This window comes from Falsiroseomonas tokyonensis (assembly GCF_019024325.1).
GTDB classification, from domain to species: Bacteria; Pseudomonadota; Alphaproteobacteria; order Acetobacterales; family Acetobacteraceae; genus Falsiroseomonas; species Falsiroseomonas tokyonensis.
The window spans coordinates 62,323-85,548 of sequence record NZ_JAFNJS010000003.1 but is presented as its reverse complement, the minus strand read 5'-3'; the positions used below and the strand labels follow the sequence as shown (position 1 = coordinate 85,548).

Genomic DNA, 23,226 nt, shown 5'->3' with positions numbered 1-23,226 from the left:
AAACGGCAGAAACTTCCGGCATGGACGCGATCGACAAACGGATCCTCCGGGCCCTGGCCCGCAAGGGCAGGCTGACCAATGCGGAACTGGCCGAGGAAGTCGGGCTCTCAGCCTCCCCCTGCTGGACCCGGGTTCGGCGGCTGGAGCAGGCAGGCGTCATCAAGGGCTATGCCGCCATCCTCGACCAGGCCGCGCTCGGCCTGCCGGATACGGTCTTCATCGAGGTGATGATGGAACGGCACGACGAGGACAGCCTGCGCCGCTTCGAGGAAGCGGTGCAGGCCATTCCGGAGGTCCTCGAATGCCACCTGGTGACAGGCGAATACGACTACATGATCAAGGCGGCCGTCGGCGGCACGCTGGGCTATGAGCGCCTGCTGCGCGACCGCCTGTACCGGCTGCCCGGCATACGCCACACGCGCAGCAGCTTCGCCCTGCGCTGCCTGAAGCAGGAAATGTCGCCCATCCCAGGCTGAGCCCCGGCTCAGTGGCGGGCCGCATCCTGCGCATCGAAGTGATACTTCACTTGCAGCAAGCCGAACAGCACGCCGAAGCCGAACAGCGCCAGGCCGAAGACGGCGAGGCTGGTTTCCTGCGCGGCGGCGGCCGCGGCGAGGCCAATGAGGGAGATGATGGCCGAGAGGGCGATGAAGTAGATCATTGCGGCAGATCCTTCCTGGGCAGATCGTCAAACAGGATGCGGGAGGCGGCGCCATCAAGGTCTTCGTACTGGCGCGCGCGCAGGGTCCAGAGAAACAGCGCGAGTCCAAGCAGGCCGAGCGCCAAGGCCAGCGGCACCAGCAGGATCAGGGCATTCATCAGGCCTCCTCCTTTCCGGCACGCAGGGCGTTGAGGATGACGATCATGGAGCTGCTCGCCATAACCACTGCCGCGATGAGCGGCGTCACGAAGCCGAAGACCGCGGCGGGCACTGCGACCACGTTATAAAGCAGGCTGAAGCCGATGTTCTGCTGCGCCAGCAGTTGGGCGCGGCGGGCCACGCGGATGGCATAGGGCAGGGCCGACAGGCCATCGCCCCGTAGCACGATATCCGACGCCGCCTGGGCGATATCGGTGCCATTCGCCGGGCTCGCCGAGACATGCGCCAAGGCCAGGGCCGCCGCATCGTTGATGCCGTCGCCGATCATCAGCGGCCTGGCACCCGCGGCACGCAGCGCCTCGATCCGCGCCGCCTTGTCGCTCGGCGTCGCCCTTGCCTGCCAGGGGCCGATGCCGGTGGCCGTGGCCGCCGCCTCGACCGCCGAAATGGCGTCGCCGGAGAGAAGCTCCGTCTCCAGGCCGAGGGACTGGAGCGCTGAGACGACGCGGCCTGCATCATTGCGGAGGCGGTCGCGGAAGCGAAAGACGACCAACTGCTGGCCCGGCTGCCGCAGATACAGGCTCATGCCTGAATCCGGCGTCTCCTCCACGCCGCAGAACGCCGCGCTCCCCAGCCGGATGTCGCCATGCCGCAGGCCGCAGCCCGGCACCTCCTCGACTCCGTCGAGGGTCGGCGCCTCGGGACAGGCGCGGACCAGGGCTTGCGACAGCGGGTGGCGGCTGGCACGGGCCAGGGAGCTGGCGAGGCATAGCGCCGCGGGCGGCACCGAGGCATCCTCAATGAGGTCCGGATGACCCTCGGTCAGGGTGCCGGTCTTGTCCAGCACGGCATGGTTGGCGCTCGCCAGCCGTTCAAGCGCCGTCGGCGAAGCCACCAGGATGCCGCGCCGGAACAGGGCGCCCACCGCGGCCACCTGCACCGCCGGCACCGCGATAGCGAGGCCGCAGGGGCAGGTCACGATCAGGGAGGCTACGGCCGGCACCAGGGCTTCCTGCCAGGTGACCCCCGCCCCCAGCCACCAGCCCAGGAAGGTCCCCGCCGCCACCACATGCACAACCGGCACATAGAGGCGCGCGGCGCGATCGGCGATGGAGACGAAGCGGCCGCGCCCCTGCTCCGCCCGCTCCAGCAAGCGGGCGAGCGCCGCCAGCGACCCGTCGCGCACCGCCGCGGCAACCCGCATCTGGAACGGCGCGCCCATGTTCACGGAACCGGCCGCGAGCATCTCGCCGGCTGCCAGGTGACGCGGCACGGATTCACCGGTCGTCGCGCCGAGGTCGAGGACGACATCCGCCGACGCCGTGCCGTCCAGCCGCAGGCGATCGCCCGAGGCAACCAGCACCAGGTCCCCGGCGCGGACGCTCTCGGCCGGAACACCCCGCGTCGTGCCATCGGCGCAGACGAGCTCGACCGTGCCATCCTGCAGCGCCAGCAGCTCCGCCACCGCCTGTCGCGCTCGGCGACGCATACCACGATCCAGCACCCGTCCCGCGAGCAGTAGGGCCAGCAGGGCGGTGGCGCCGTCGAACCAGGTATAGGGGCCGTTCCGGATGGCTTCGCTGAGGCTCATCGCCGTGGTGGCGATGACGCCGAGTGAGACGGCCAGATCCATATTGGCGCGGCCCGCGCGAACCGCCTGCCAGGCGGAGCGATAGAAGGGCATGCCGGCCACCAGCACGGTCGGCAGGCCGATCAGCGCCGCGAGCCAATGCATCAGCGCCCGCGTCTGCTCCCCCATGTCGCCGCCGACCCAGACGGCGACCGAGACGAGCATCACGTTCATCGAGCCGAAGGCGGCGATCCCCAGCGCGCGCAGCAGGGCCTGGCCTTCCGCATCCTCCGTGGCACGCAGGCAGGCCGGCGACCAGGGCGCGACGCGAAAACCGAGCTTCGCCACCAAGGCGGCGAGGTCCCGCGCACACTCCGCCGGGCCGCGCCAGACGATGGTCAGCCGGCGGGCCGTTAGGCTGGCCCGTGCGCGCAGCACGTCGGGTTCGGCGGCCAGGGCCTGCTCGACCAGCCAGATGCAGGCGCCGCAGGTCAGCCCGCTGACCATCAGCTCCAGGCTTTGCGTGCCGTTCGGTCCGGCGCAAGCGAACGAGGTCGCGTCGAAGGAGGGTGGCGCCTCGGGCGGGCGCAGGCTGCCGGCCGCGGTCTCCTGCCGGCCATAGAAGGCATCCAGGCCGAGACCGCGCACCAGCGCATGGGCGCCGCTGCAGCCAGTGCAGCAAAAGGCGCCCTGGCCGGGAAGCAGCGCTGTGCCGCAATGCGCGCAGTGCGAGCGGGACACGCCGATCTGGCCCGGCTGGAAACGCTCCCGGCTGGCGGCTTCGATGGTCACGGCGCCAACACCCGCCGGCGGATGTCGAAGGTCTGGCCGCCCGGCCCATGCAGCAGAAGCCGTGCCTCCCATTGGCCGGGGCGCAGCACGCCGGTGCTGGATTCGAACTGGCCGCCGCGCGTCTGGCGGAAGGTGAGTGGCTGCTGCACGGCTTCCAGCGGTCGCTGCAGAAGGCCTTCCAGCACGCCGTCGACCGACAGGCCTTGCCGGTCCGTCACCGAGACCACGAGCGTCCCGGCGCGCAGCGTCACCTCGGCCTGCCAGCCCAGCGCCTGCTGCCGCGCCGCGGTCTGCAGCACGTGATTATAGGTGCGCCCCCGATCGTAGGACTTGCCGACGGTCACCCCGGTGAAGGTCGAGAGTGCCGCCCAGATCAGCCCGCCATTCACCACGACAACCAGCAGCATGCCGCCGACAAAGACCCAGGGGATCCAGCGGCTGCGGCGAGGATCGACCGTCACGGCAACTTCGTTCATGGCCTTGGTCCCAGAAAGACGCTGTGTGCCGAAGCGACGACCCGCCCCTGCGCATCGCTCAGCCGGAAGGCGACGTCTGTTGAATCCCGGGCCGCCTGGCCGGCCGGCTGGGTGACCAGCACCCGCCATTGCGTGATGCCGTCAGGGCGGGTCGTGACGCCGAAGCGGTTCTCGCCCATCACGGCCCCCTCCTGAACCTGCATGCGAAGCGCCTGCGGGCCGCTGATCTCGAGCACCAGCGTCGTGCTGACCCGTCCCTTGTCGGCAATCTTTAGCGTATAGGCATTGCGGACGGACCCGTCGGAGAGGGTGACGAAAAGCGGCGCGCGATCGCGCAGCACCGAAAGCGTCACCGTCTCCCGCAGCAGGAGGGCACCCAGCATGACCGCCGCCACGGCACCGAGCATGGTCGCATAGAGAATGGTGCGCGGCCGGATGAAGCGCGGCACGCGCCGCGCCGCCATGCCGGCCGAGAGACGCGCCGGGCCGGGCTGCAGCGGCTGCGCTGCCGCCGTGGAGGCGGCAAGATTGGCCAAGGTCTCGAAGGCAACCAGGCCCTTGGGCCGCTCGAGCCGGGTCATGATGTCGTCGCAGGCATCGATGCAGAGGCCGCAGCCGATGCATTCCAGCTGCTGCCCATCGCGGATGTCGATCCCGGTCGGGCAGACATTGACGCAGGCGCGGCAATCGACGCAATCGCCGACACCTTCCTGCTTGGACTTGCCGCGCGGCTCCCCACGCCAGTCGCGATAGGTCACGACCAGCGAATTCTCGTCCAGCATCGCCGCCTGGAAACGCGGCCAGGGGCACATGTAGGTGCAGACCTGCTCACGCGCCCAGCCGGCCAGCAGGTAGGTGGTGCCGGAGAAGAGGGCGAAGAAGAAGTAGACTTCGACCGAGGCGCGACCGGTCAGGACCTCCCACGTCACGGTCGGCGCGTCGTTGAAGTACATGATCCAGGCACCGCCGGTCGCCGCCGCGATCAGCAGCCAGGCGAGGTGCGTCAGCGCCTTCTTGCGGAACTTGGCAACGGACCAGGGGGCCTTGTCCAGGCGCATCCTTTCGTTGCGATCGCCCTGGATCTGCCGCTCAACCCACATGAAGAGATCGGTCCACACCGTCTGCGGGCAGGTGAAGCCGCACCAGACGCGACCGAACAGGCTGGTGGCGACGAAGAGACCGATGGCCCCCAGCACCAGAAGGCCGGTGAGGAAATAGACCTCCTGCGGCCATATCTCAATAAAGAAGAAGAACAGGCGCCCATTGGCGATATCGACCAGAACGGCCTGGTCCGCAGTTCCCGGCCCGCGGTCCCAGCGCAGCCAGGGCACGAGATAGTAGGCTGCTAGGCACAGCGCCAGCACCACCCATTTCGCGCGGCGCACCGGCCCGCTGACCGCCTTGGGGTAGACCTTCGGGCGGTCGGCATAGAGCGACGGTGCCGGCGGCGGCGTGGCCCCCGTCGGCAGCAGCCGGTCCTTGGGCTGGATGGTGCTCATGATCCTGACTTCAGTTCTCGCCGCCGCCCAGGGCGTGCACGTACACGGTCAGCATGTTGATGACCGCCGGGTTCAGCCTGCCGCCCCATGCCGGCATCACGCCGGCGCGGCTGTAGCTGATGCTCCGCACGATGGACGCCTTGTCGCCGCCATAGAGCCAGATGCGATCGGACAGCAGGGGCGCGCCGACATCGCGGTTCCCCTCGCCGCGCTCGCCATGGCAGGCCGCGCAATTCTCGGCGAAGAGATTGGCACCGCGTTGCGCCGCAGCGGCATCGGTAGACCGGTCGCTGAGCGAGAGGACGTACTCGGCTGTGTCGTTCACCTGCGGCAGGGTCAGCACGCCATCCGCCAGGAAGCGCGGCATCATGCTGGTGCGCTCGGCGTCGCTCTCACCCGCACGAACTCCATGGGTGATGGTCGTGTGGATGGCGTCGTGCTGACCGCCCCAGATCCAGTCATCATCGACCAGGGATGGAAAGCCACCCACGGCACCCTGCCCGCCCGCACCGTGGCAGCCCGCACAATTATTGGCGAAGGCAATGCGACCGCCGGCAATGGCGAAGCCGCGCAGTTCCGCGTCTTGCGCAATCTGCTGGGGCGTTGCCTCGCGGAGGCGCTGCATCATCGGGGCCATCCGCGCCTGCGCGTTGCGGACATCGTCCACCACCGCCTCGCGTGCGATCCAGCCGGTCATGCCGGTGGCACCCTGGAAGGGGAAGGCCGGATAGACCACGACATACACAGCGGCAAAGAGGATGCAGGCATAGAAGGTATAGAGCCACCACTTCGGCAGCGGCGTGTTCAGCTCGCGCAGCCCATCCCACTCATGGCCAGTGGTATCCTTGCCGGTGAGGCTGTCCTTCTCGATCTTGGTAGGCATGCTGCGGGACTCCTCAGCGCCGGCGGTCAGAAACGTCTTCACGGAAGGGGATGCCCCCGGCCTGCTCGAACTCGCGCTTGCGCGCGGGCGCGAGGACCCGAAGCAGGATTCCGATGAAGAGGACGAAGAACCAGACCACCCAGAGGGTGGAGAACAAGGGCTGCAGGGCGACGATATCCATGGCTGCGTTTCCTACTGCTGCCGCACCTGGTCGGGCGTGACGTCGCTGAAGCGAACCAGCGTGCCGAGCATCTGCAGATAGGCCACCAGCGCATCCATCTCCGTCACCACGGCAGGGTTGCCGTCGAAGCTGCCCTGGCGCGCGCGCGGGTAGCGGGCCGCAAATGCCGCACCGTCCGCTTCAGGCCGCGCCTGGGCTTCAAGGTCGGCGCGCGCGTTGGCGATCATCTCCGCCGTATAGGGGACCCCAACCGCCACCTGTGCCCGCAGGTGGGAGGCGATGTCGCTTGCATTGAGCGGACGATCCAGGAAGGCATAGGGCGGCATCACGCTTTCCGGCACTACCGCCCGCGGGCTGCGCAGATGCGCGGCGTGCCAGTCATCCGAATAGCGGCCGCCAACGCGCGCCAGATCCGGACCGGTGCGCTTCGAGCCCCATTGGAAGGGATGGTCGTAGATGCTCTCGGCCGCCAGCGAATAGGCCCCGTAGCGCTCCAGCTCGTCGCGGAAGGGTCGCACCATCTGGCTGTGGCAAAGGTAGCAGCCTTCACGCACGTAGATGTTGCGTCCGGCGAGCTCGAGCGGCGTGTAAGGGCGCACGCCCTCGACCCGCTCGATCGTGCTCTCCACCGTGAAAAGCGGCACGATCTGGGCAAGCCCGCCGATCGACACGGTGATGAGCGTCAGCACGCCCATCAGGATGAGGTTCTTTTCGATGATCCCGTGGTTGAACCAGCGCATGGCGGGCGTCCTTATTCGGCAGGTGCGGGAATGGGGGCGGAAATGCCGGCCGAGCCAGGCGCAGGCACCGCATCAGCCAATTCGTCGCTCGTCACAGTCTTCCAGAGGTTGAAGGCCATGATCAGCGCGCCGCTGAGGTAGAGAACACCGCCCATCATGCGGATGACGTAGTAGGGATGCATCGCGGCCACGCTTTCGATGAAGGCGTATTGCAGGAAGCCCAGCTCGTCATAGGCGCGCCACATCAGGCCCTGCAGGATGCCCGAGACCCACATCGCGGTGATGTAGAGCACGATGCCCAGCGTCGCGATCCAGAAGTGCCAGGAGACGAGCTTCTGGCTATACAGCGCCTTCTTTCCCCAGAGCTTCGGATACAGCCAGTAGAGCGCGCCGAAGGTGATGAAGCCGACCCAGCCCATGGCGCCGGAGTGCACATGGCCGATGGTCCAGTCGGTGTAGTGCGACAGGGCGTTGACCGCCTTGATCGACATCACCGGACCTTCGAAGGTCGACATGCCGTAGAAGCCGACCGCGGTGACCGAGAAGCGCAGGCCCGGATCGGTGCGAAGCTTGTCCCAGGCGCCCGAGAGCGTCATCAGGCCGTTGATCATGCCGCCCCAGGACGGCATCCACAGCATGACGGAGAACACCATGCCCAGCGTCTGCGCCCAGTCGGGCAGCGCGGTGTAGTGGAGGTGGTGCGGACCCGCCCAGATATAGAGGAAGATCAGCGACCAGAAGTGCACGATCGAAAGGCGGTAGGAATAGACCGGGCGGTCCGCCTGCTTCGGGATGAAGTAGTACATCATCCCGAGGAAGCCCGCGGTCAGGAAGAAGCCCACCGCGTTGTGGCCGTACCACCACTGGATCATCGCATCCTGGACCCCGGCCGCGAGGCCGTAGCTCTTGCCATGGCCGAGCGTGATCGGCAGCGCCAGGTTGTTGACGATATGCAGCATCGCCACGGTGACGATGAAGGCGAGGTAGAACCAGTTCGCCACGTAGATATGCGGCTCCTCGCGCCGGAGGATCGTGCCGCCGAAGGCGACCAGGTAGTGCACCCACACCACTGTCAGCCACAGGTCCACGAACCACTCGGGCTCGGCGTATTCCTTGCCCTGGGTCACGCCGAAGACGTAGCCGACGGCCGCCGCGACGATGAAGAACTGGTAGCCCCAGAACAGGAACCAGCCCATCGACTCGCCGCCGAAGAGCCGCGCCCGGCAGGTGCGCTGGACAACGTAAAGGCTTGTGCCGAGCAGGGCATTGCCGCCGAAGGCGAAGATCACGGCGGAGGTGTGCACCGGCCGCAACCGGCCGAAGGTCGTCCATTCGAGGTCGAGGTTGAGCAATGGCCAGGCCAGTTGCGAGGCAATGACGACCCCGACCAGAAAGCCGACCACGCCCCAGAAGACGGTCGCGATCGCGAAGGCCCTGATCGGCGCCTCCACATAGGGCTCGGACCGCGACATCGCAGCCGCTCCGGCTGGATTGGCGGCGTAGCCTGCTGCAGCCATGGCAAAACTCTCCCCTCGGCACACCGTGGTCGCGAATTGGGCGGTGTGGTCGGCGCAGATGACCCGCCTGGGGCGCCTCTGTCCTTGATGCGGATCAATGGAACGATGCTGCGCGGCGGTTATGGTGGCTGCCGGGACGAGATCCAGGAAAGCAGGGCACAGCGAGATGGAAGACGCCGCCGCACCGATGGCCCAGCCGCAAGAGCAGGTCGCGCAGCTGGTCCCGCTAGACCGCCCTTGGCTGTGGCTGAACGCGGGCTGGCAGGATCTCAGGGCAATGCCGCATATCGGATTTGTCTACGGAGGGGCGGTTGTCGCGGCCGGCTGGCTGCTCAGCGCCCTCCTGCTCAATGCGGGGATCGCCTGGGCGGTCCTGCCGGCAACCGCGGGCTTCTTCCTGGTCGCCCCCTTGATCGGCGCAGGCCTCTACGAGGCCAGCCGGAGGCGGGAGCGGGGCGAGGTTGTCACGCTCGCGCTCTGCCTGCAGGGGTTCCGCCGCAATGCGCCGCAGCTCGCGCTCATGGGCGTGGTGCTGCTGCTGCTGCATCTATTCTGGATTCGCACGGCGGGCCTTCTCTTCGCCGTCTTCTTCGGCATCGGCTTCTCGCCAGCCATCGAGATGCTGCCCATGGCGATGCTCCGGTCCGGCATGCTGCTGCCCTTCCTGGTGATCGGCACAGGCGTGGGCTTCGTCCTCGCGGCGGTCGCCTTCGCCATTTCCGCGGTGTCCATCCCGATGATGATCGACCGGGACATCTCGGTGATCGAGGCGATCCTCATCTCCATCCGGGTCACCACCCAGAATTGGCGCGCCATGGCGCTCTGGGCAGGGCTGATCGTGGTTTTCACCGCCATGGCACTCGTGCCCTTCTTCCTGGGCCTGGCGCTCGTCCTTCCGTTGATCGGACACGCCACCTGGCACGCCTATCGCGACCTGGTCCGTTGATCAGAACAGCTGGAAATCACCGGCGCTGAGCTGCCAGGGCGCCAGCCCGACAAGGACGGCCCCACCCGACCCCAGGGGCAGGTAGGCGCCGGCGGAGATGCTCTGGATCGCAGCCAGGGCGGCGGCCGGACTTCCGTAGATGGCGGCGGGCACCAGCAAGCGATCCTGCCCGGGCGTGAAATCGAGCACGGTGTCGATGCCCGCATTCGCGTCGATCTGCAGCCAATCGGCGCCCAGGCTGCCACCCAGCGTGTCATCGCCCAGACCACCGCGCAGCGTGTCCGCCCCCGCACCACCCAGCAGAAGGTTGGGCAGGGGATTGCCGATGATCAGATTATCCAGGCCGTTCCCGAAGCCGGACAAGGCGGCGCCGAGCAGGACCAAGCGCTCCACATTGACTGGCAGGACATAGCCACCGCTCGGCAGCTGCGCCCAGACCGTGTCGATGCCGCCCGAAACTTCCTCGAACACCAGGTCGCCGCGGTTGTCGATGATATAGAGATCGTCCCCGGTGCCGCCGAAGAAGCGTCCCGCGAGCCGATCGGCGGCGGTGCCATCCAAGGTATCTGCGCCAGCCCCCCCGCGCAGAAAGTCGCCGGCACCCGCTCCCGCCCGCAACACGTCGTCCCCGGGTCCACCTTGCACCTGATCAGCTCCGGCCCCGCCGTCGAGGGTGTCGGCGCCCGCCCCTCCATCCAGGAGATCGGCCTCCTCGCCACCAAACAGCACGTCGTTGCCGTCGCCACCCAGCAACCGGTCCCGGCCAGTGCCACCATCGAGGGTGTCGGCGCCGGACCCTCCTGCAAGCAGGTCATCGCCGGCCGCGCCGAACAGCCAGTCATTGTCATCCCCACCCGCGAGTCGATCATCACCGGCGCCGCCGTCCAGCAAGTCCGCTCCCGCCCCGCCGGTCGCTTCATCGGCCCCATCACCTGCGTTGATCGTGTCGTTACCCACCTCGCCGAATATCCGGTCATCCTCCGAGCCGCCAAGCAGCGTATCGGCGCCGCCGCCGCCGAACAGCGTGTCAGCACCGGCGCCGCCCTCCAGCATGTCGTTGCCCAGGCCGCCGGACAGGGTGTTGGCGCCTTCATTCCCATAGAGCGAGTCGTCACCGTCAGCGCCGAAGGCGGAGACGTCGCCAGCACCTGCGCGAAGCCGAAGCCGCTCGATCTCGGCGGGTATGGTCATGGACCAGCGCACGCTGAGTTCGTCGATGCCGCCACCTGGCAGTTCCAGCCAGGTGTCATTCATGCTGCGCAGCAGATAGACATCATTCCCATTGCCCCCGATCAGGCGATCGCCGTTGCCACCGCCGTCGAGGGTATCGGCGCCCTCCCCACCGACCAGGCGATCGATGCCTGGTCCACCCACCAGCCAGTCGTTATCGGCATCTCCGAAGAGGCTGTCAGCGCCCTCGCCACCTTCCAGGAGGTCACTGCTCTCCTCGCCGCGCAGCGTGTCCGCCCCGTCGCCGCCACTCAACCGATCGGAGCCCATTCCGCCATGAAGGCTATCCGCGCCTGCCCCACCCGTCAGAACGTCATCACCGGCATGCCCAAACAGCGCATCGTCGGATGCGCTACCGACCAGTGTATCCGCCCCCAGCGTTCCATCGACAACCTGGAAGGGTGAGGCAGGGCCGGGTTGGAGGATGGTGATGGTGATCGGGTAGCTTGCCAGGTTGCGCCCGTCAGATACCTCGATCACCACCTCGCGCTGGGTGCCACCCAGGCCGATGAGGTCCACGCCCTGCCGCAGGCGCAATTCATCGCCCACCATCTCGAACCAATCGGAATCCGGCCAGGCTACGCGGTATTCCAGCGGTCCGACGCTATCCGGGTCAGTCGCGATCAGGTTGCCGATCGGTGCGCCGACGTCGTTGGCCAGCACCACCCCGCCCGAGCTGAAACGGAGATCCTGGGGTGCCGTGTCGTCCACATCGATGAGCCGTATCGTGAAGACGTCGGGCAGAGGATTCCAACCGGCCGCAGCCGTCTTCAGCGAAAGGCCGATACGAAACTCGGGCGGTTCCGCCCAGGCCTCGGCATCGAAGGCCTGCAGCGGGGTGATCGTCATGAGGCGTCGGCCGCTGCTGAAGGTCGACACGAAGAGGCCCGCATCCCTTCCGGTCAGCCCGGCCGAGAGTACATCCGACGAGAAGGTGAGATAGACGATCCAGTCGCCCCGCTGGGCATTCTCATAGATCGTGTCGGGTATCGTCCCGACGAACGACGCGCACATGCTGGGCCCCATCCTGGTGCCCGTGCAGAAAGCGCCGGCATGGTTGAGATGCCGTCAACGAGGAGGCAATTCGATCGGTCAGGCCGCCAGCTGGACCGCCATCGTCGCCAACAGGGCCGCGTTCAGCAGGAACAACACGCCGCCCACCATCTGCGTCAATGGGCCGGCGCGACGCAGGAAGAAGCGCCCGAACAGGCCGACGCCCAGCAGCGCAGGGATGGTCCCGAGCGTGAATGCGAGCATGGCCAGCGCGCCAGCCAGCGCGCTGCCTGTCGCCGCGGCCGCGGCCAGCGCCGCGTAAAGCAGGCCGCAGGGCAGGCCTGACAGCAGCAGCCCCAGGCCGAAACCGTTCCATCCCCCCGGCGCGGCCATCAGGCGGCCGATCGGACGCAGCAAAAGGTCGGGGTAGCTGCCGGCCACGGCTGCGGAAGGCCCGCCGCGCGGCAGCAATCGCCGGCGCCAGCTCAGCGGCAGCCTGCCCACCGCCTGCCGCGCCATCATCACGGCGGCGAGCAGCAGCAGAGCGGCAAGAAGCTGCCGCAGCCCGGTGACCTGGCTGACCGCGCCGGCCGTCGCGCCCGCCAGCCCGCCGAGCGCGGCATAACCGATCATCCGGCCCGCATGATACGGCACCAGCGCCGCGCCACTCATGCGGGACAGGAAACCTCCCCCGCCCCGTCCGGATGCCGCGCCAGCCTGCGCCAGCACGAAGGGCGCGCACATTCCGGCGCAATGCGTCACCCCACCCGCCAAGCCGGCCAGCAGCATTGCCAGGGCGACCGAGGCCAAAGCTCCGGAGCCGAGCGCCGTGAGGTCGTGCAGACAATTAGCGAGCATGCGGCAGGCTAGCGCGGGCGCCCGCCCGGGACCTTGCGGCAGGTCAACTGCCGCGGAGGAATGTCACAGGCTGGTCCGCACCGACCAAAGTTCGGGGAAGAAGCGCCGATCGAGCACGGTGCGCAGATAGGACACGCCCGCGCTTCCCCCCGTTCCCTGGCGATGGCCGATGATCCGCTCCACCGTCTTCAGGTGGCGGAAGCGCCACGTCTGGAAGGCATCCTCCAGATCCACCAGTTCCTCGGCCAATTCGTAGAGGTCGAAATGGGCGGATGCGTCGCGATAGACGGTGGCCCAGACCGCCTCGACCCCAGGATGCGGCTCATGCGCCTGGCGCGCATCGCGCGTGACCACCTCGTCCGGCACCGGCAGCCCGCGCCGCTGCAGCAGGCGCAATGCCTCGTCATACAGGCTGGGCGCCTCGAAGGCGGCGCGCAGCTTGCCATGCACCTCCGGCACATGAGCATGCGGGCGCATCATGAAGGCTTCCCGGCTGCCCAGGCGATATTCGATCAGGCGATACTGCCAGGACTGGAAGCCGGAGGAGGCGCCGAGGCTTTCCCGAAAGGCCAGGTAGTCGTGCGGCGTCAGTGTCGTCAGCACGTCCCAGGCCTCCACCAGCTGGCGCTGGATGCGGCTGATGCGGGCCATCGCCTTGAAGGCCGGCGCCAGGTCATCGGCGCGGATCCGGTCCATGGCCAGGTCCAGCTCATGCCCCATCAGCTTGAGCCAAAGCTCCTGGACCTGGTGGATGACGATGAACAGCATCTCGTCATGCTGCCCACTGCGGGGATTCTGCGCCGCGAGCAGCTGGTCCAGCCCCAGATAATCCCCATAGCTCATCCGGCGACTGAAATCCGTCTCCGCGCCCTCGACCATTCGCCCATCTCCACCGCAGAATCGTGGCAATCTAGACGGCCGGCCCGGGAATGCCACATGGAAGCCTCCATGCTCGACCTGCGATCCCACTTCTCCCGCTTCCTCGGCGCGGATCCGGACCGGCTGCACTTCGCGGCCCATAGCCACCATCCCTGGCCGGATGTCACGCGCGAGGCCCAGCTTGCGGCCTGGGACAGTGCCGCACGGCTGCAGGACGGGAAGTGGGAGGAAGTGCTGGGCCCGCTTCTCGCGCGGTGCCAGAAGCAGGTGGCTGCCCAGCTTGGCCTGCCTGATCCTGCGACGCTCGTCTTTGCGCCCAATACGCACGACTTCATCCTGCGCATCCTCTCCGCGCTGCCTTGCCATCGTCCTCCGCGCATCCTGACGACGGATGGCGAATTCCACAGCCTGGCGCGCCAGCTGGCACGGCTGGAGGAAGAGGGGCTCGTGGCCGTTACGCGCATTGCCAGCGAGCCGGGCGCCGAGTGCCTGCCGCGCCTGGTCGAAGCGGCCGCGGTGGGCTTCGACCTGATCTGGGTCAGCGAGGTCTTCTTCGCCTCCGGCTTCGCGCTGGAGGGTCTGGAGCAACTGGCCGCAGCAGCCGGGGAGGCCGTGCTGGTCATCGATGGCTACCACGCCTTCATGGCCCGCCCGGTGCAACTCGGTCGCTTGGCCGAACGCGCCTTCTACACGGCGGGCGGCTACAAATACGCCATGGCGGGCGAAGGCGCCTGCTTCCTGCACTGCCGCCCGGCTGGCTGCCGAGGCCCCGCGCCACCGGCTGGTATGCCGCCTTCGGTGCGCTGGAGCAGCCTGGCGGCGGCACCGGCTATGCCGCGGATGGCTGGCGCTTCATGGGCGCCACCTTCGATCCCGCCGGCCTCTACCGGCTGGATGCGGCGCTGGGCTGGGTGGACCAGGTCGGTCTCTCCACCGCCGCCATCCAGGCGCATGCCCATGCGCTGCAGACCCGCTTCGTCGCCGGGCTCGACGGGACCGGCCTGTCGGCCGACCGCCTGGTGGTGCCGTTGGAGGAGTGGCGGCGCGGCAATTTCCTCAGCTTCGACCTCGACGAGGCGGAGGCCTGGCAGCAGCGCCTGCACCAGGCCGGCATCGTCACCGACCGCCGCGGCCGCCGGCTGCGCTTCGGCTTCGGCATCTACCAGACGGCCCAGGAGGTGGATGCGCTGCTGGCCCGCCTGCGGCAGGTCTAGGCGCGAAGCCGCGGAGGGATTAGGCCGCAGCCATGACAGCACTTCCACTGGCCCTGACCATGGGCGAGCCGGCCGGGATCGGCGCCGAGATCACGTGCAAGGCCTGGCAGGCGCTGCGGACCTCCGGGCCCGCCTTCCTGTTCCTGGGCGATCCGGAGGCGCTGCAGGGCATCCCGACGCGCCGCATCGAGGCGCCGGAAGAGGCGGTGGGCGTATTCCAACAGGCTCTGCCCGTCCTGACCCAGCGCCTGCCAAGCCCACCCTGCCTGGGTCATCCGGACCCGGCCAATGCCGGCGCCGTCATCGGCTCCATCCGCACGGCAGTCCAGCACGCCCTGGATGGACGCATTGCCGGCGTGGTGACCAACCCGATTCAGAAATCCGTTCTGACGGCGGCAGGATTCCAGCATCCTGGCCATACGGAATTCCTCGGCGAGCTCGCCGGCACGGGCCAGCCACCCGTCATGCTCCTGGCCTGCCCGGGGCTGCGCGTGGTGCCGGTGACGGTGCACATGGCGCTGGCCGCCGCCGCACGCAGCCTGACCACGGCCATGATCCTCGACCAGGGTCGTGTCGTTGCTGCGGCCCTGCGCCGGGATTTCGGAATCGCCCGCCCCCGAATCGCCATTGCCGGCCTCAACCCGCATGCGGGCGAGGCCGGCACCATGGGCCGGGAAGATATTGAGGTCGTGGCGCCTGCCATCGCCGCCCTTGTCCACGAGGGCATCGATGCCCGTGGACCGCTTCCGGCCGACACGATGTTCACGCCGCGCGCCCGGGCCAGCTACGACTGTGCGTTGTGCATGTACCACGACCAGGCCCTGATCCCGGTGAAGACGTTGGACATGGATGGCGGGGTGAACGTGACGCTGGGGCTGCGCATCGTGCGGACCAGCCCGGACCATGGCACGGCCCTGGATATTGCGGGGAAAGGCCAGGCGGAAGCCGGAAGCCTGATCGCGGCCCTGCGCCTGGCCGCCGAGATCGCCCAAAGCCGCGCGAGGAGCACGCCATGAATCATTTGCTGCTGTCGATCAACGTCGACCACGTCGCCACCCTCCGCAACGCGCGCGGCGGCCACTTCCCGGATCCCGTCGCCGCGGCCCATCTCTGCCTGGCCGCCGGGGCCGAGGGCATCACTGTGCATCTGCGTGAGGATCGCCGGCACATCCGCGACCGGGATGTGGAGCGCATGAAGGCCGAAGTGCCGACGAAGCTGAACCTGGAGATGGCGGCGACCGAGGAGATGGTCGGCATCGCCACCGCGCTGCTGCCGGAAGCCGTCTGCCTGGTGCCGGAAAAGCGCCAGGAACTGACGACCGAAGGCGGGCTCGACATCCTGCGGGCCGGTCCTGCCTTTGCGGAGATGGTCAAGCGCCTGACCGGCGCCGGCATCCGGACCTCGATCTTCATCGAAGCGGATGCGCGGCAGATCGAGGCCGCGGCCCGGATCGGAGCGAATTGCGTGGAACTGCACACCGGGACCTATGCCGATGCGGCGCCGGCGGCCCGCGCGCCGCACCTGGCCCGGTTGGTGGAGGGCGCGCGGCTGGTCGCCGAGGCCGGGCTGCTCTGCCACGCCGGGCATGGGCTGGATTTCGACTGCATCGGCGGCATCGCCGCGATCCCGGAGGTGTCCGAGGTCTCGATCGGGCATTTCCTGATCGGCCAGAGCATCTTCGAAGGCCTGCCCAGCGCGGTGCGCCGCATGCGCGACCTGATCGACGCTGCCCGCGCCGGGTAGGCCTGAGGCCACGCCCTTGCAATCTGCATGGCATGGCGGTTGCCTCGGGTCGCAGCGGCTGTCCCGCCGGTCAGCGGCCGGGGGGCGCCGCATTGCAGGATGCGAGACCATCATGACCTCAGCCCGGATTGCTCGGCAGACCATCCCGCTCTGGTTCCTGCGGACCGATGACGCAGGCCTTCCGGAGGAGGCCACGGGGCGCGGCGCGAAGGTGATCCGCCTGCCCCCGCCCTCCGCGCGTCGGCGCAGGGTCCTGACCTATCCCGCGGCCATCGCGATTCCGTCGCGCGCAGAACGGGGCATGCCGGAGGCTCCGCTGCCGCTGACCGCGCTGCTGGCTCTGGCCACGCCCACCGCCCTGCTGGGCTTTGGCATGCTGTTGCTGCAGCTCCTGGCCTGAGAGGTCAGGCGCTCACCCCCCATTTCTGGCCCAGTTCGGCAAAGAAGCCGCTGGCCAGCCGGATGGTCACCCAGGCGTTGAGGAAGTTCAGGAAGACCGGATCCTGCAGCGGCGCCATGAAGGCCATGGGGATCGGATTGCGCGGCTGGTCGGTAAACAGCGCGACCAGGTCCGGGTATTCACGGGTCAGGAAGGCCGCCTCGATCACCGTGGACATGGTGGCGTCCACCCGCCCGCCCAGCAGTTCCTGCCAGTCTCGCGCAGGGCTTTCGACGCGGCGTAGGGTGGCGGCCGGCAGCGCCTGCTGCACGAATTGCTCCATCGTCGTGCCGAGGTTGGTCGCCAGCGTCACGCCCCTCTGGTTCAGCGAGTCCCAATTGGCGAATCGCGCCGCGTTGCGCCTGGTCGTCAGGGGGATGAAGCCGGTGCGCCCCCAGGGGATGGTGAAGCTGGCCGCCAGGGCGCGGGCCACCGACATGGAGGTGCCGGTGAAGACGACGTCGTACTGATCGGCCTGCAGGCCGCTGATGAGCGTCCGCCAATCCGTCGCCACGAATTCCGCGCGCACGCCCATGTCGCGTGCCAGTTGCTCCGCGGCCTCGATCTGGTGGCCGCGATAGGAGCGGGTCGCCGGGTCGCGGAAGCTCATCGGGTTGAAGTCGCCGGTCGTGCCGATGCGAATGCGGCCGGCCGACTGGATCGCCTGAAGGCGCCCTGCCGCCGCGGGCTGCGCCAGTGCCTGGGCGGGCACCAGAAGGGCGGCTGCGGCGGCGGCGGCCGGGATGTGTCGGCGGTGCATGCGGTGGCTCCTGTTTCGGAAGCGGAGTTTGGTTGCGCTGGCAGATGCGCAACGTCCAGACCGGAAATCAACTGCAACGGTCCATCTCGCCGGCCCGGGCAAAGCGTGGGAGACAGGCGCCATGCCACCCCAACCGCCGCGCACCCTGCCCAGGCCCTGGATTCTGCTGCTACCCGTGCTTCTGGCGGGATGTGGCGGCAATTGGGGCTGGCACGTGGTCGACCCCTTCGACGCAAGGGGGCGCGCCAATCTGGGCTTCATGGCGGAGGGGCTCTGGGCGACGGTTTCGCTCTCCCTGGCCGCCATCCTGCTCTCGGTCCTGCTTGGCACCGCCGTCGCTTTGCTCGGCTTCTCCCGCTACCGGGCGCTGCGGCTGGCCAACCGCCTCTGGGTCGAGCTGTTCCGCGCCGTGCCGATCCTGGTCCTGATCCTTTGGGTCTTCTACGGGCTGCCGGTCGTGCTCGGCATCCGGCTCGATGTCTTCACCGCGGCCCTGCTCGCCATCGCTATCTGCGATTCGGCCTTCGAGGCCGAGATCCTGCGCGGCGGCATCCAGAGCATCGAGCAGGGACAGCGCGAGGGCGCCGCCGCACTCGGCCTGTCGCGCTGGCAGACCATGCGGTTTGTCATCCTGCCGCAGGCGGTGCGCCGCATCTTGCCGCCCATCGCCAACCAGTTCGTCTATGTCGTGAAGATGAGCAGCCTGGCCAGCGTGATCGGTTACCAGGACCTGACGCGGCGAGCCAATGAGCTGGTGGTGTCGGTGTTCCGGCCACTCGAGATCTACACCATCCTGATCCTGGAATACCTGGTGCTGATCCTGTTGATCTCCGCCGGCACGCGATGGCTGGAGCGGCGGCTGGGCGCCGACCAGGGGCGTCGGCGGGACGGTTGACGCCCGCGGCGCGCCCGGCCAGCGTCGCAGCATGACCCAGTCCTCCGACCTCCCGGCGATCGCGCCGGATGCCCTGGCCGCGTACCAGGCGATCCATGCCAGCACCCTGACCCTCGACACCCATGTCGACATCCCCTGGCCGGCCACGCCCGACCCCGCGACGGCGACCTCGCGGCGGGTGGACTACCCGAAGATGCTGGCCGGTGGGCTCAAGGGCGTGGTCTTCATCGCCTATGTCCCGCAGGGCCCGCGGACGCCGGAGGGGCATGACGCAGCCGGGGCCAGGGCGGAGGCCATGCTGCGGGCCATTGCCGCGACCGCCGGCGATGCGCCGATGCGGCGCCAACTCTGCACCACCCCGGATGAGTTCGAGGCCTGCGCGGCCGAAGGTACGCTCGCCATCCTGCTTGGGGTCGAGAATGGCTATGCCATGGGGACGGATCTGTCCCGGCTCGCCCTGTGGCGCAGCCTCGGCGCCATCTATGTTACCGTCACTCATGACGGGCACAATGCGCTGTCCGATGCGGCGCGCCCGCGCGCGGAGCTGGGCGACGCCGTCTCGCTGCATGGCGGGCTTTCCGCGCTAGGCCGGGATGCGATCCGGGAGATGAACCGGGTCGGCCTGATGGTCGACGTCTCGCATGTGGCGCGCAGCGGCATGCTGCAGGCGGCGGAGCTTTCGCGCACGCCGATCGTGGCCACCCATGCCTGCTGCCGGACGCTCCGCGACCATCCGCGCAACCTGGACGATGTCCAGCTCGATGCGCTGCGCGATGTGGGCGGGCTGATCCAGATCACGGCCATGCCGAGTTTCCTGGTTAATCCGGGTCCCGATGGCACGGCGCGCGCCAGCGTCGCGGAGATGGCCGATCACGTCGACTATGCGGTGCGCCGGATCGGCATCGACCATGTCGGGCTGTCCTCCGACTTCGATGGCGGCGGCGGCGTGGAGGGGTGGCAGGACGCCTCCACCACGGGGCAGCTGAGCGCCGAGTTGCTTCGCCGGGGCTACGGCGCACGGGAGCTAGGCCTCCTTTGGTCAGGAAATTTCCTTCGCATCTGGCGCGCCGTCCTGCGCGCAGCAGGCTGACCTCGGTGAGACCTGGCACTACGCAGCCATCTCAATAAGCTTCCTTGGGCGCAGGCCCTGCCGGATGGAACGTCAATCGTCCTGGATCGCCGCCCCCCATATGGGCCAGCAATGAAGCGCCAAGCGCTGGGCGAATCTCAACTTCTTTGCCCGTTTGCAAGATGAAGAACTTGCGGCACACTCAAGGCCAGCTGCGCAGAGCTTGAGACGCAGCCTGGGAACCTTGCCGCGCTCATGTCGTCACCATCCCTGTTCCGCTCGGAGGCCGTTACCGAGGCCGCGGCGCCAGATCGCTATGATGAGGCGCTGCGGGTCATGCGGCCCTGGACCTGGGCGGTCGGCGGGGCCCTGCTGGCCATGGCCATCATCGGATTGGTCTGGGCCTCCCTGATCGACGTTCCGGTCAAGGTGTCCGGGCGCGGGATCCTTCTGCCGCCGGGTGGCGTGGTGGACATCGTCGCGGACACGGATGGCCGGATCGAGTCCCTGCTGGTGCGACCGGGCGACCGCGTTGAGGCCGGGCGGCCGGTGGCCCAGGTCGATCAATCCGAGGTCCGCCTCCAGCTCTCCCTTGCCGAAGGCCAGGCCGCCGATGCCGCCCGGCACCGCCGCGAGCTCATCGAGTTCCATCGCCGCGAGGAAGCGGCGGCCGATGCCTTCCGTGTCGCCCGCGACGCGGCGCTGACGCAGAACCTCCGGCTGCTGGAGGAACGTCTCTCCATGATGATTCAGCGGGAGGACGTGCTTCGCGGGCTTTCGCAGCAGAATCTGGTGAACCGTGACCGCGCGCTTTTCGCCCGCGTGGAGGTCTTCCAGGTCCGCGAACAGATCGCCGCCGCCCGCAACGAACGCGAGCAGCTTGTGCTGGACCAAGCCCTCAAGCGCACGCAGCGTGAGCGGGAGACGATGGAGGCCGAGCGCCGGGCGGATGAGACGGAACGCCAGGCGCAGGCCCTGCGGGATCGCCTGCTGCGCCTGGGCGCCGTGCTGGCGCCCTATTCGGGCACTGTGGTCGAGGCCAAGGTGAACGAGGGCCAGGTCGTCCAGCGCGGCACGGCCCTGTTGACGATCGAACGTGATCCCACCGAAGGCCATGGCGGAACCATGGCCGTCGTCTATGTCACCGCCCAGGATGGCAAGCGGCTGGCCGAGGGGTTGCGCGTGGAAGTCTCGCCCTCCTCGACGCGGCGCGAGGAGCATGGCTTCGTGTATGGGCGCGTCGTCCGGGTGGCCGATGTTCCCGCCTCCTCCGCCGGCCTGCTGCGCACCCTGCAGAACGACCAATTGGTGCGCAACTTCACCACCGCGCTCGGCACGCCCTTCGAGGTGGAGGTGGCTCTGGAGCGTGACCCGACCACCCGCAGCGGCCTGCGCTGGTCCACCGGCGGTGGACCTGATTTCGCGGTCGAATCCGGCACTCTGGCCGAAGCCGAGTTCACGGTCCGCTCCGTGCGGCTGATCGGGCTCGCCTTCCCGGCCCTGCGCGGCTGGCTGACCCGGACCGCCGACGCGGCCACGCCATGAATGCCGGCACCGCGACGCCGCGGCCCGGACGTTCCGGCACCCGGGTCCGCACCCCCACCGTCCTGCAGATGGAGGCCGTGGAATGCGGTGCCGCGGCACTCGGCATCGTCCTGGCCCATTACGGCCGCTGGCTGGCGCTGGAGGAGCTGCGCGTGGCCTGCGGCGTGTCCCGCGACGGCAGCCGCGCCAGCCATGTGGCCGCGGCCGCCCGACAGTACGGCCTGGCAGTGCAGGCCTTCCGCATGGAACCGGGCCATCTTGCCGGCATGAAGATGCCGCTGATCGCGCATTGGGGCATGAACCACTTCGTTGTCATCGAGGGGATCGGGCCTCGCCACGTCTACATCAACGATCCCGCCAGCGGCCCTCGACGGATCACGAAGGAGGAGCTGGACCGCAATTTCACCGGGGTGGCATTGGTGCTGGAACCCGGTCCGAACTTCCGCAAGGGTGGCGAGCCGCCGCGCGCGCTGGGTGGCATCCTCCGCCGCCTGCGCGGCAACGAGGCCAGTTTCGGCTTCCTGTTTGGCATCAGCCTGCTGCTGATGATCCCCGCCCTGCTGGTTCCGGCTTTCTCCCAGATCTTCGTGGACGATGTTCTGGTCGGCCGCTTCGATTCATGGCTGGAGCCGCTGCTCTACGGCATGGCCGGCGCCGCCGCGGCCATGGCCTTGATCACCTGGTTGCAGCTCAACCTGCTGCTGCGACTGGAGACGCGGCTTTCGGTCGCCGGATCCGCCAATTTTTTGGAGCGGCTGACGAAGCTGCCGGTTTCCTTCTTCGCCCAGCGCCATCCCGGCGATGTCACCGGCCGCGTCGTGCTGAACGACAGGATCGCGCGACTGGTCTCGGGCGATGTCGGCCGCGGCCTCCTGGGGCTGGTCACCGCCTTTGTCTACGCCCTGGCCATGGCGCTCTACGACCTGCTTCTGACCGCCATCGTGGTCCTGGCGGCGATCGTCAACCTGGTGGCTCTCGCCTTGCTCAGCCGCTCGCTTAGCGACGACAACCAGCGCCTGCTGTCGTGCACCCTCCGCTCGGATGGGCTCGGCAAGCAGGGGCTGCAGATGATCGAGACCTATCGCTCCGCCGGCAGCGAGAGCCTGCTGCTGGCCCAGCTGGCCGGAACCCGCGCCGGCGTCGCCAATATCACCCAGCGCCTGGCGCTGCGCAGGGGCATGCTGGAAGGGCTGCCCGCCTTCGTGGCCATCCTGGCCGCTGCCGCCGTGCTGGTGCTGGGCGGCGCGCGTATCATGGAAGGCCAGATGACGGTGGGGCAGCTTGTGGCCTTCCAGGCGCTGACCATGGGCTTCATGGGGCCGGTGGCGCAGTTGCTCGGCGTCGCGACGCAGATGCAGGACGCGAAGGCCAATCTGACCCTGCTCGAAGACACCTTGCATCACCCGCTGGCGCAGGAATTCGCCCAGCCGCCGGCTCGGGCGGCTTCGGCCCGCTTCGCCGGCCATATCGAGCTGCGCGACGTCGTCTTCGGGCATAGCCGGCTGGAAGCGCCGCTGCTCGACGGCATTTCCCTGACCATCGAGCCCGGGCGCCGGCTCGGTATCGTCGGTGGCTCGGGCTCCGGCAAGTCGACCCTGGCTCTGCTGATCGCGGGCCTCTACCGACCCTGGTCCGGCGAGATCCGGATCGATGGCCGACCGCTCGACTCCATCCCGCGCGAGGAATTGCGGCGGGAGGTCGCGGTGGTCGACCAGCAGGGCTACCTCTTCGACGGCACGATCCGCGACAATATCGCCATGTGGGACCCGACCCTGGCCGATGAGCGTCTCGTCGAATGCGCGCAGGATGCCGCCATCCATGACGAGATCCTCGCCCGCCGCGGCGGTTATGCCGGGGTGGTGGCAGAGGAAGGCCGCAACTGGTCCGGCGGGCAGCGCGCGCGGCTGGAACTGGCCCGGGCCATCGTGACGGATCCAGCGATACTGGTGCTGGATGAGGCCACCGCTTCGCTCGACAACCGCTCCGAGGCCGCGCTGATGCGAAACCTGCGGCGGCGCGGCTGCACCATGATCGTGATCGCGCATCGCCTGGCCCTTGTGCGCGATTGCGATGAGGTGGTCGTGATGCATCGGGGGCAGATCGTTCAGCGCGGCCATCCCGACGAGTTGGCGCGGATCGAGGGCCCCTTCCGCACGATGCTCGCCAGCGGTTGACC

General features: G+C 68.5%; 23 protein-coding genes. 10 read left to right on the top strand and 13 right to left on the bottom strand.

Features of this window, described 5'->3' with window-relative positions; translation table 11 throughout:
• The first annotated feature begins 20 nt into the window (after positions 1–20).
• Positions 21–476, top strand: a complete 456-nt coding sequence (locus J3S20_RS10925; protein WP_216836514.1) for an Lrp/AsnC family transcriptional regulator — start codon at positions 21–23, stop codon at positions 474–476.
• An 8-nt stretch (positions 477–484) separates the two neighbouring features.
• On the opposite strand, the gene J3S20_RS10920 is transcribed toward J3S20_RS10925, so the two are convergent.
• The 9 genes from J3S20_RS10920 to ccoN are packed head-to-tail and all read right to left on the bottom strand — an operon-like array spanning position 485 to position 8,433.
• Positions 485–661 (bottom strand): hypothetical protein, encoded by a 177-nt coding sequence (locus J3S20_RS10920; RefSeq protein ID WP_216836513.1) that lies wholly within the window; start codon positions 659–661, stop codon positions 485–487.
• Positions 658–819: a cbb3-type cytochrome oxidase assembly protein CcoS gene (gene ccoS, locus J3S20_RS10915; protein WP_216836512.1), complete on the bottom strand. Its 162-nt coding sequence runs from the start codon at positions 817–819 to the stop codon at positions 658–660. Before ccoS ends, J3S20_RS10920 begins: the two co-directional genes overlap by 4 nt.
• Positions 819–3,182 carry a heavy metal translocating P-type ATPase gene (locus J3S20_RS10910; RefSeq protein WP_216836511.1) on the bottom strand — a complete coding sequence of 788 codons (2,364 nt, stop codon included), beginning with the start codon at positions 3,180–3,182 and terminating at the stop codon, positions 819–821. The genes ccoS and J3S20_RS10910 overlap by 1 nt, the downstream gene beginning before the upstream one ends.
• Positions 3,179–3,658: a FixH family protein gene (locus J3S20_RS10905; RefSeq protein WP_216836510.1), complete on the bottom strand. Its 480-nt coding sequence runs from the start codon at positions 3,656–3,658 to the stop codon at positions 3,179–3,181. The genes J3S20_RS10910 and J3S20_RS10905 overlap by 4 nt, the downstream gene beginning before the upstream one ends.
• On the bottom strand, positions 3,655–5,157 hold the full coding sequence (gene ccoG, locus J3S20_RS10900) for a cytochrome c oxidase accessory protein CcoG (RefSeq protein WP_216836509.1): 1,503 nt from the start codon (positions 5,155–5,157) through the stop codon (positions 3,655–3,657). Before ccoG ends, J3S20_RS10905 begins: the two co-directional genes overlap by 4 nt.
• Positions 5,158–5,167: 10 nt before the next feature.
• The gene (ccoP, locus tag J3S20_RS10895) at positions 5,168–6,040 is read right to left on the bottom strand and encodes a cytochrome-c oxidase, cbb3-type subunit III (RefSeq protein ID WP_216836508.1); all 873 of its coding nucleotides are present in this window, start codon (positions 6,038–6,040) and stop codon (positions 5,168–5,170) included.
• 13 nt (positions 6,041–6,053) lie between these two features.
• Positions 6,054–6,221, bottom strand: coding sequence for a cbb3-type cytochrome oxidase subunit 3 (locus tag J3S20_RS10890; RefSeq protein WP_216836507.1), 168 nt, complete (start codon positions 6,219–6,221; stop codon positions 6,054–6,056).
• Between the two features lie 11 nt (positions 6,222–6,232).
• Entirely contained in the window at positions 6,233–6,961 is a 729-nt protein-coding gene (gene ccoO / locus J3S20_RS10885) for a cytochrome-c oxidase, cbb3-type subunit II (protein WP_216836506.1), read from the bottom strand.
• An 11-nt stretch (positions 6,962–6,972) separates the two neighbouring features.
• Positions 6,973–8,433: a cytochrome-c oxidase, cbb3-type subunit I gene (gene ccoN / locus J3S20_RS10880; RefSeq protein ID WP_216836505.1), complete on the bottom strand. Its 1,461-nt coding sequence runs from the start codon at positions 8,431–8,433 to the stop codon at positions 6,973–6,975.
• 166 nt (positions 8,434–8,599) lie between these two features.
• On the opposite strand from ccoN, the gene J3S20_RS10875 reads away from it, so the two are divergent.
• On the top strand, positions 8,600–9,424 hold the full coding sequence (locus tag J3S20_RS10875; RefSeq protein WP_246602688.1) for a DUF2189 domain-containing protein: 825 nt from the start codon (positions 8,600–8,602) through the stop codon (positions 9,422–9,424).
• On the opposite strand, the gene J3S20_RS10870 is transcribed toward J3S20_RS10875, so the two are convergent.
• From J3S20_RS10870 to kynA, 3 genes are all read right to left on the bottom strand, one after another.
• Positions 9,425–11,668 carry a calcium-binding protein gene (locus J3S20_RS10870; protein ID WP_216836504.1) on the bottom strand — a complete coding sequence of 748 codons (2,244 nt, stop codon included), beginning with the start codon at positions 11,666–11,668 and terminating at the stop codon, positions 9,425–9,427.
• 78 nt (positions 11,669–11,746) lie between these two features.
• On the bottom strand, positions 11,747–12,505 hold the full coding sequence (locus J3S20_RS10865) for an urease accessory protein UreH domain-containing protein (RefSeq protein WP_216836503.1): 759 nt from the start codon (positions 12,503–12,505) through the stop codon (positions 11,747–11,749).
• Positions 12,506–12,568: 63 nt separating this feature from the next.
• On the bottom strand, positions 12,569–14,128 hold the full coding sequence (gene kynA, locus J3S20_RS31115) for a tryptophan 2,3-dioxygenase (protein ID WP_343215205.1): 1,560 nt from the start codon (positions 14,126–14,128) through the stop codon (positions 12,569–12,571).
• A gap of 110 nt (positions 14,129–14,238) precedes the next feature.
• Between kynA and J3S20_RS10855 the strand changes: the two genes are divergently transcribed.
• The 4 genes from J3S20_RS10855 to J3S20_RS10840 all read left to right on the top strand — a co-directional run bounded on the left by J3S20_RS10855 (position 14,239) and on the right by J3S20_RS10840 (position 16,742).
• On the top strand, positions 14,239–14,598 hold the full coding sequence (locus tag J3S20_RS10855) for a kynureninase/PvdN C-terminal domain-containing protein (RefSeq protein ID WP_216836502.1): 360 nt from the start codon (positions 14,239–14,241) through the stop codon (positions 14,596–14,598).
• Between the two features lie 32 nt (positions 14,599–14,630).
• Positions 14,631–15,614 carry a 4-hydroxythreonine-4-phosphate dehydrogenase PdxA gene (pdxA, locus tag J3S20_RS10850; RefSeq protein ID WP_216836501.1) on the top strand — a complete coding sequence of 328 codons (984 nt, stop codon included), beginning with the start codon at positions 14,631–14,633 and terminating at the stop codon, positions 15,612–15,614.
• The gene (locus J3S20_RS10845; RefSeq protein ID WP_216836500.1) at positions 15,611–16,342 is read left to right on the top strand and encodes a pyridoxine 5'-phosphate synthase; all 732 of its coding nucleotides are present in this window, start codon (positions 15,611–15,613) and stop codon (positions 16,340–16,342) included. Before pdxA ends, J3S20_RS10845 begins: the two co-directional genes overlap by 4 nt.
• A gap of 112 nt (positions 16,343–16,454) precedes the next feature.
• Positions 16,455–16,742 carry a hypothetical protein gene (locus tag J3S20_RS10840; RefSeq protein WP_216836499.1) on the top strand — a complete coding sequence of 96 codons (288 nt, stop codon included), beginning with the start codon at positions 16,455–16,457 and terminating at the stop codon, positions 16,740–16,742.
• Positions 16,743–16,746: 4 nt separating this feature from the next.
• Here the strand turns inward: J3S20_RS10840 and J3S20_RS10835 are convergent, their stop codons facing one another.
• On the bottom strand, positions 16,747–17,541 hold the full coding sequence (locus J3S20_RS10835; protein WP_216836498.1) for a transporter substrate-binding domain-containing protein: 795 nt from the start codon (positions 17,539–17,541) through the stop codon (positions 16,747–16,749).
• Positions 17,542–17,662: 121 nt separating this feature from the next.
• Here J3S20_RS10835 and J3S20_RS10830 point away from each other — a divergent pair, with 121 nt between their 5' ends.
• The 4 genes from J3S20_RS10830 (at position 17,663) to J3S20_RS10815 (ending at position 23,224) form a co-directional block, all read left to right on the top strand.
• Complete coding sequence (locus J3S20_RS10830) at positions 17,663–18,436, top strand: amino acid ABC transporter permease (RefSeq protein WP_216836497.1); 774 nt, start codon at positions 17,663–17,665, stop codon at positions 18,434–18,436.
• Between the two features lie 31 nt (positions 18,437–18,467).
• Positions 18,468–19,526, top strand: a complete 1,059-nt coding sequence (locus J3S20_RS10825; RefSeq protein WP_216836496.1) for a dipeptidase — start codon at positions 18,468–18,470, stop codon at positions 19,524–19,526.
• Positions 19,527–19,760: 234 nt separating this feature from the next.
• Positions 19,761–21,050, top strand: a complete 1,290-nt coding sequence (locus tag J3S20_RS10820) for an NHLP bacteriocin system secretion protein (RefSeq protein WP_216836495.1) — start codon at positions 19,761–19,763, stop codon at positions 21,048–21,050.
• The gene (locus J3S20_RS10815; RefSeq protein WP_216836494.1) at positions 21,047–23,224 is read left to right on the top strand and encodes an NHLP family bacteriocin export ABC transporter peptidase/permease/ATPase subunit; all 2,178 of its coding nucleotides are present in this window, start codon (positions 21,047–21,049) and stop codon (positions 23,222–23,224) included. Before J3S20_RS10820 ends, J3S20_RS10815 begins: the two co-directional genes overlap by 4 nt.
• Positions 23,225–23,226: the final 2 nt, after the last annotated feature.

What these genes read in the sequence shown, in the direction of transcription:
- J3S20_RS10925 (WP_216836514.1), top strand. Translation starts at nt 21, where the DNA reads ATGGACGCGATCGACAAACGGATCCTCCGGGCCCTGGCCCGCAAGGGC.
- J3S20_RS10920 (WP_216836513.1), bottom strand. Translation starts at nt 661, where the DNA reads ATGATCTACTTCATCGCCCTCTCGGCCATCATCTCCCTCATTGGCCTC.
- ccoS (WP_216836512.1), bottom strand. Translation starts at nt 819, where the DNA reads ATGAATGCCCTGATCCTGCTGGTGCCGCTGGCCTTGGCGCTCGGCCTG.
- J3S20_RS10905 (WP_216836510.1), bottom strand. Translation starts at nt 3,658, where the DNA reads ATGAACGAAGTTGCCGTGACGGTCGATCCTCGCCGCAGCCGCTGGATC.
- ccoG (WP_216836509.1), bottom strand. Translation starts at nt 5,157, where the DNA reads ATGAGCACCATCCAGCCCAAGGACCGGCTGCTGCCGACGGGGGCCACG.
- ccoP (WP_216836508.1), bottom strand. Translation starts at nt 6,040, where the DNA reads ATGCCTACCAAGATCGAGAAGGACAGCCTCACCGGCAAGGATACCACT.
- J3S20_RS10890 (WP_216836507.1), bottom strand. Translation starts at nt 6,221, where the DNA reads ATGGATATCGTCGCCCTGCAGCCCTTGTTCTCCACCCTCTGGGTGGTC.
- ccoO (WP_216836506.1), bottom strand. Translation starts at nt 6,961, where the DNA reads ATGCGCTGGTTCAACCACGGGATCATCGAAAAGAACCTCATCCTGATG.
- ccoN (WP_216836505.1), bottom strand. Translation starts at nt 8,433, where the DNA reads ATGTCGCGGTCCGAGCCCTATGTGGAGGCGCCGATCAGGGCCTTCGCG.
- J3S20_RS10875 (WP_246602688.1), top strand. Translation starts at nt 8,600, where the DNA reads ATGGTGGCTGCCGGGACGAGATCCAGGAAAGCAGGGCACAGCGAGATG.
- J3S20_RS10870 (WP_216836504.1), bottom strand. Translation starts at nt 11,668, where the DNA reads ATGTGCGCGTCGTTCGTCGGGACGATACCCGACACGATCTATGAGAAT.
- J3S20_RS10865 (WP_216836503.1), bottom strand. Translation starts at nt 12,505, where the DNA reads ATGCTCGCTAATTGTCTGCACGACCTCACGGCGCTCGGCTCCGGAGCT.
- J3S20_RS10855 (WP_216836502.1), top strand. Translation starts at nt 14,239, where the DNA reads ATGGGCGCCACCTTCGATCCCGCCGGCCTCTACCGGCTGGATGCGGCG.
- pdxA (WP_216836501.1), top strand. Translation starts at nt 14,631, where the DNA reads ATGACAGCACTTCCACTGGCCCTGACCATGGGCGAGCCGGCCGGGATC.
- J3S20_RS10845 (WP_216836500.1), top strand. Translation starts at nt 15,611, where the DNA reads ATGAATCATTTGCTGCTGTCGATCAACGTCGACCACGTCGCCACCCTC.
- J3S20_RS10840 (WP_216836499.1), top strand. Translation starts at nt 16,455, where the DNA reads ATGACCTCAGCCCGGATTGCTCGGCAGACCATCCCGCTCTGGTTCCTG.
- J3S20_RS10835 (WP_216836498.1), bottom strand. Translation starts at nt 17,541, where the DNA reads ATGCACCGCCGACACATCCCGGCCGCCGCCGCCGCAGCCGCCCTTCTG.
- J3S20_RS10830 (WP_216836497.1), top strand. Translation starts at nt 17,663, where the DNA reads ATGCCACCCCAACCGCCGCGCACCCTGCCCAGGCCCTGGATTCTGCTG.
- J3S20_RS10825 (WP_216836496.1), top strand. Translation starts at nt 18,468, where the DNA reads ATGACCCAGTCCTCCGACCTCCCGGCGATCGCGCCGGATGCCCTGGCC.
- J3S20_RS10820 (WP_216836495.1), top strand. Translation starts at nt 19,761, where the DNA reads ATGTCGTCACCATCCCTGTTCCGCTCGGAGGCCGTTACCGAGGCCGCG.
- J3S20_RS10815 (WP_216836494.1), top strand. Translation starts at nt 21,047, where the DNA reads ATGAATGCCGGCACCGCGACGCCGCGGCCCGGACGTTCCGGCACCCGG.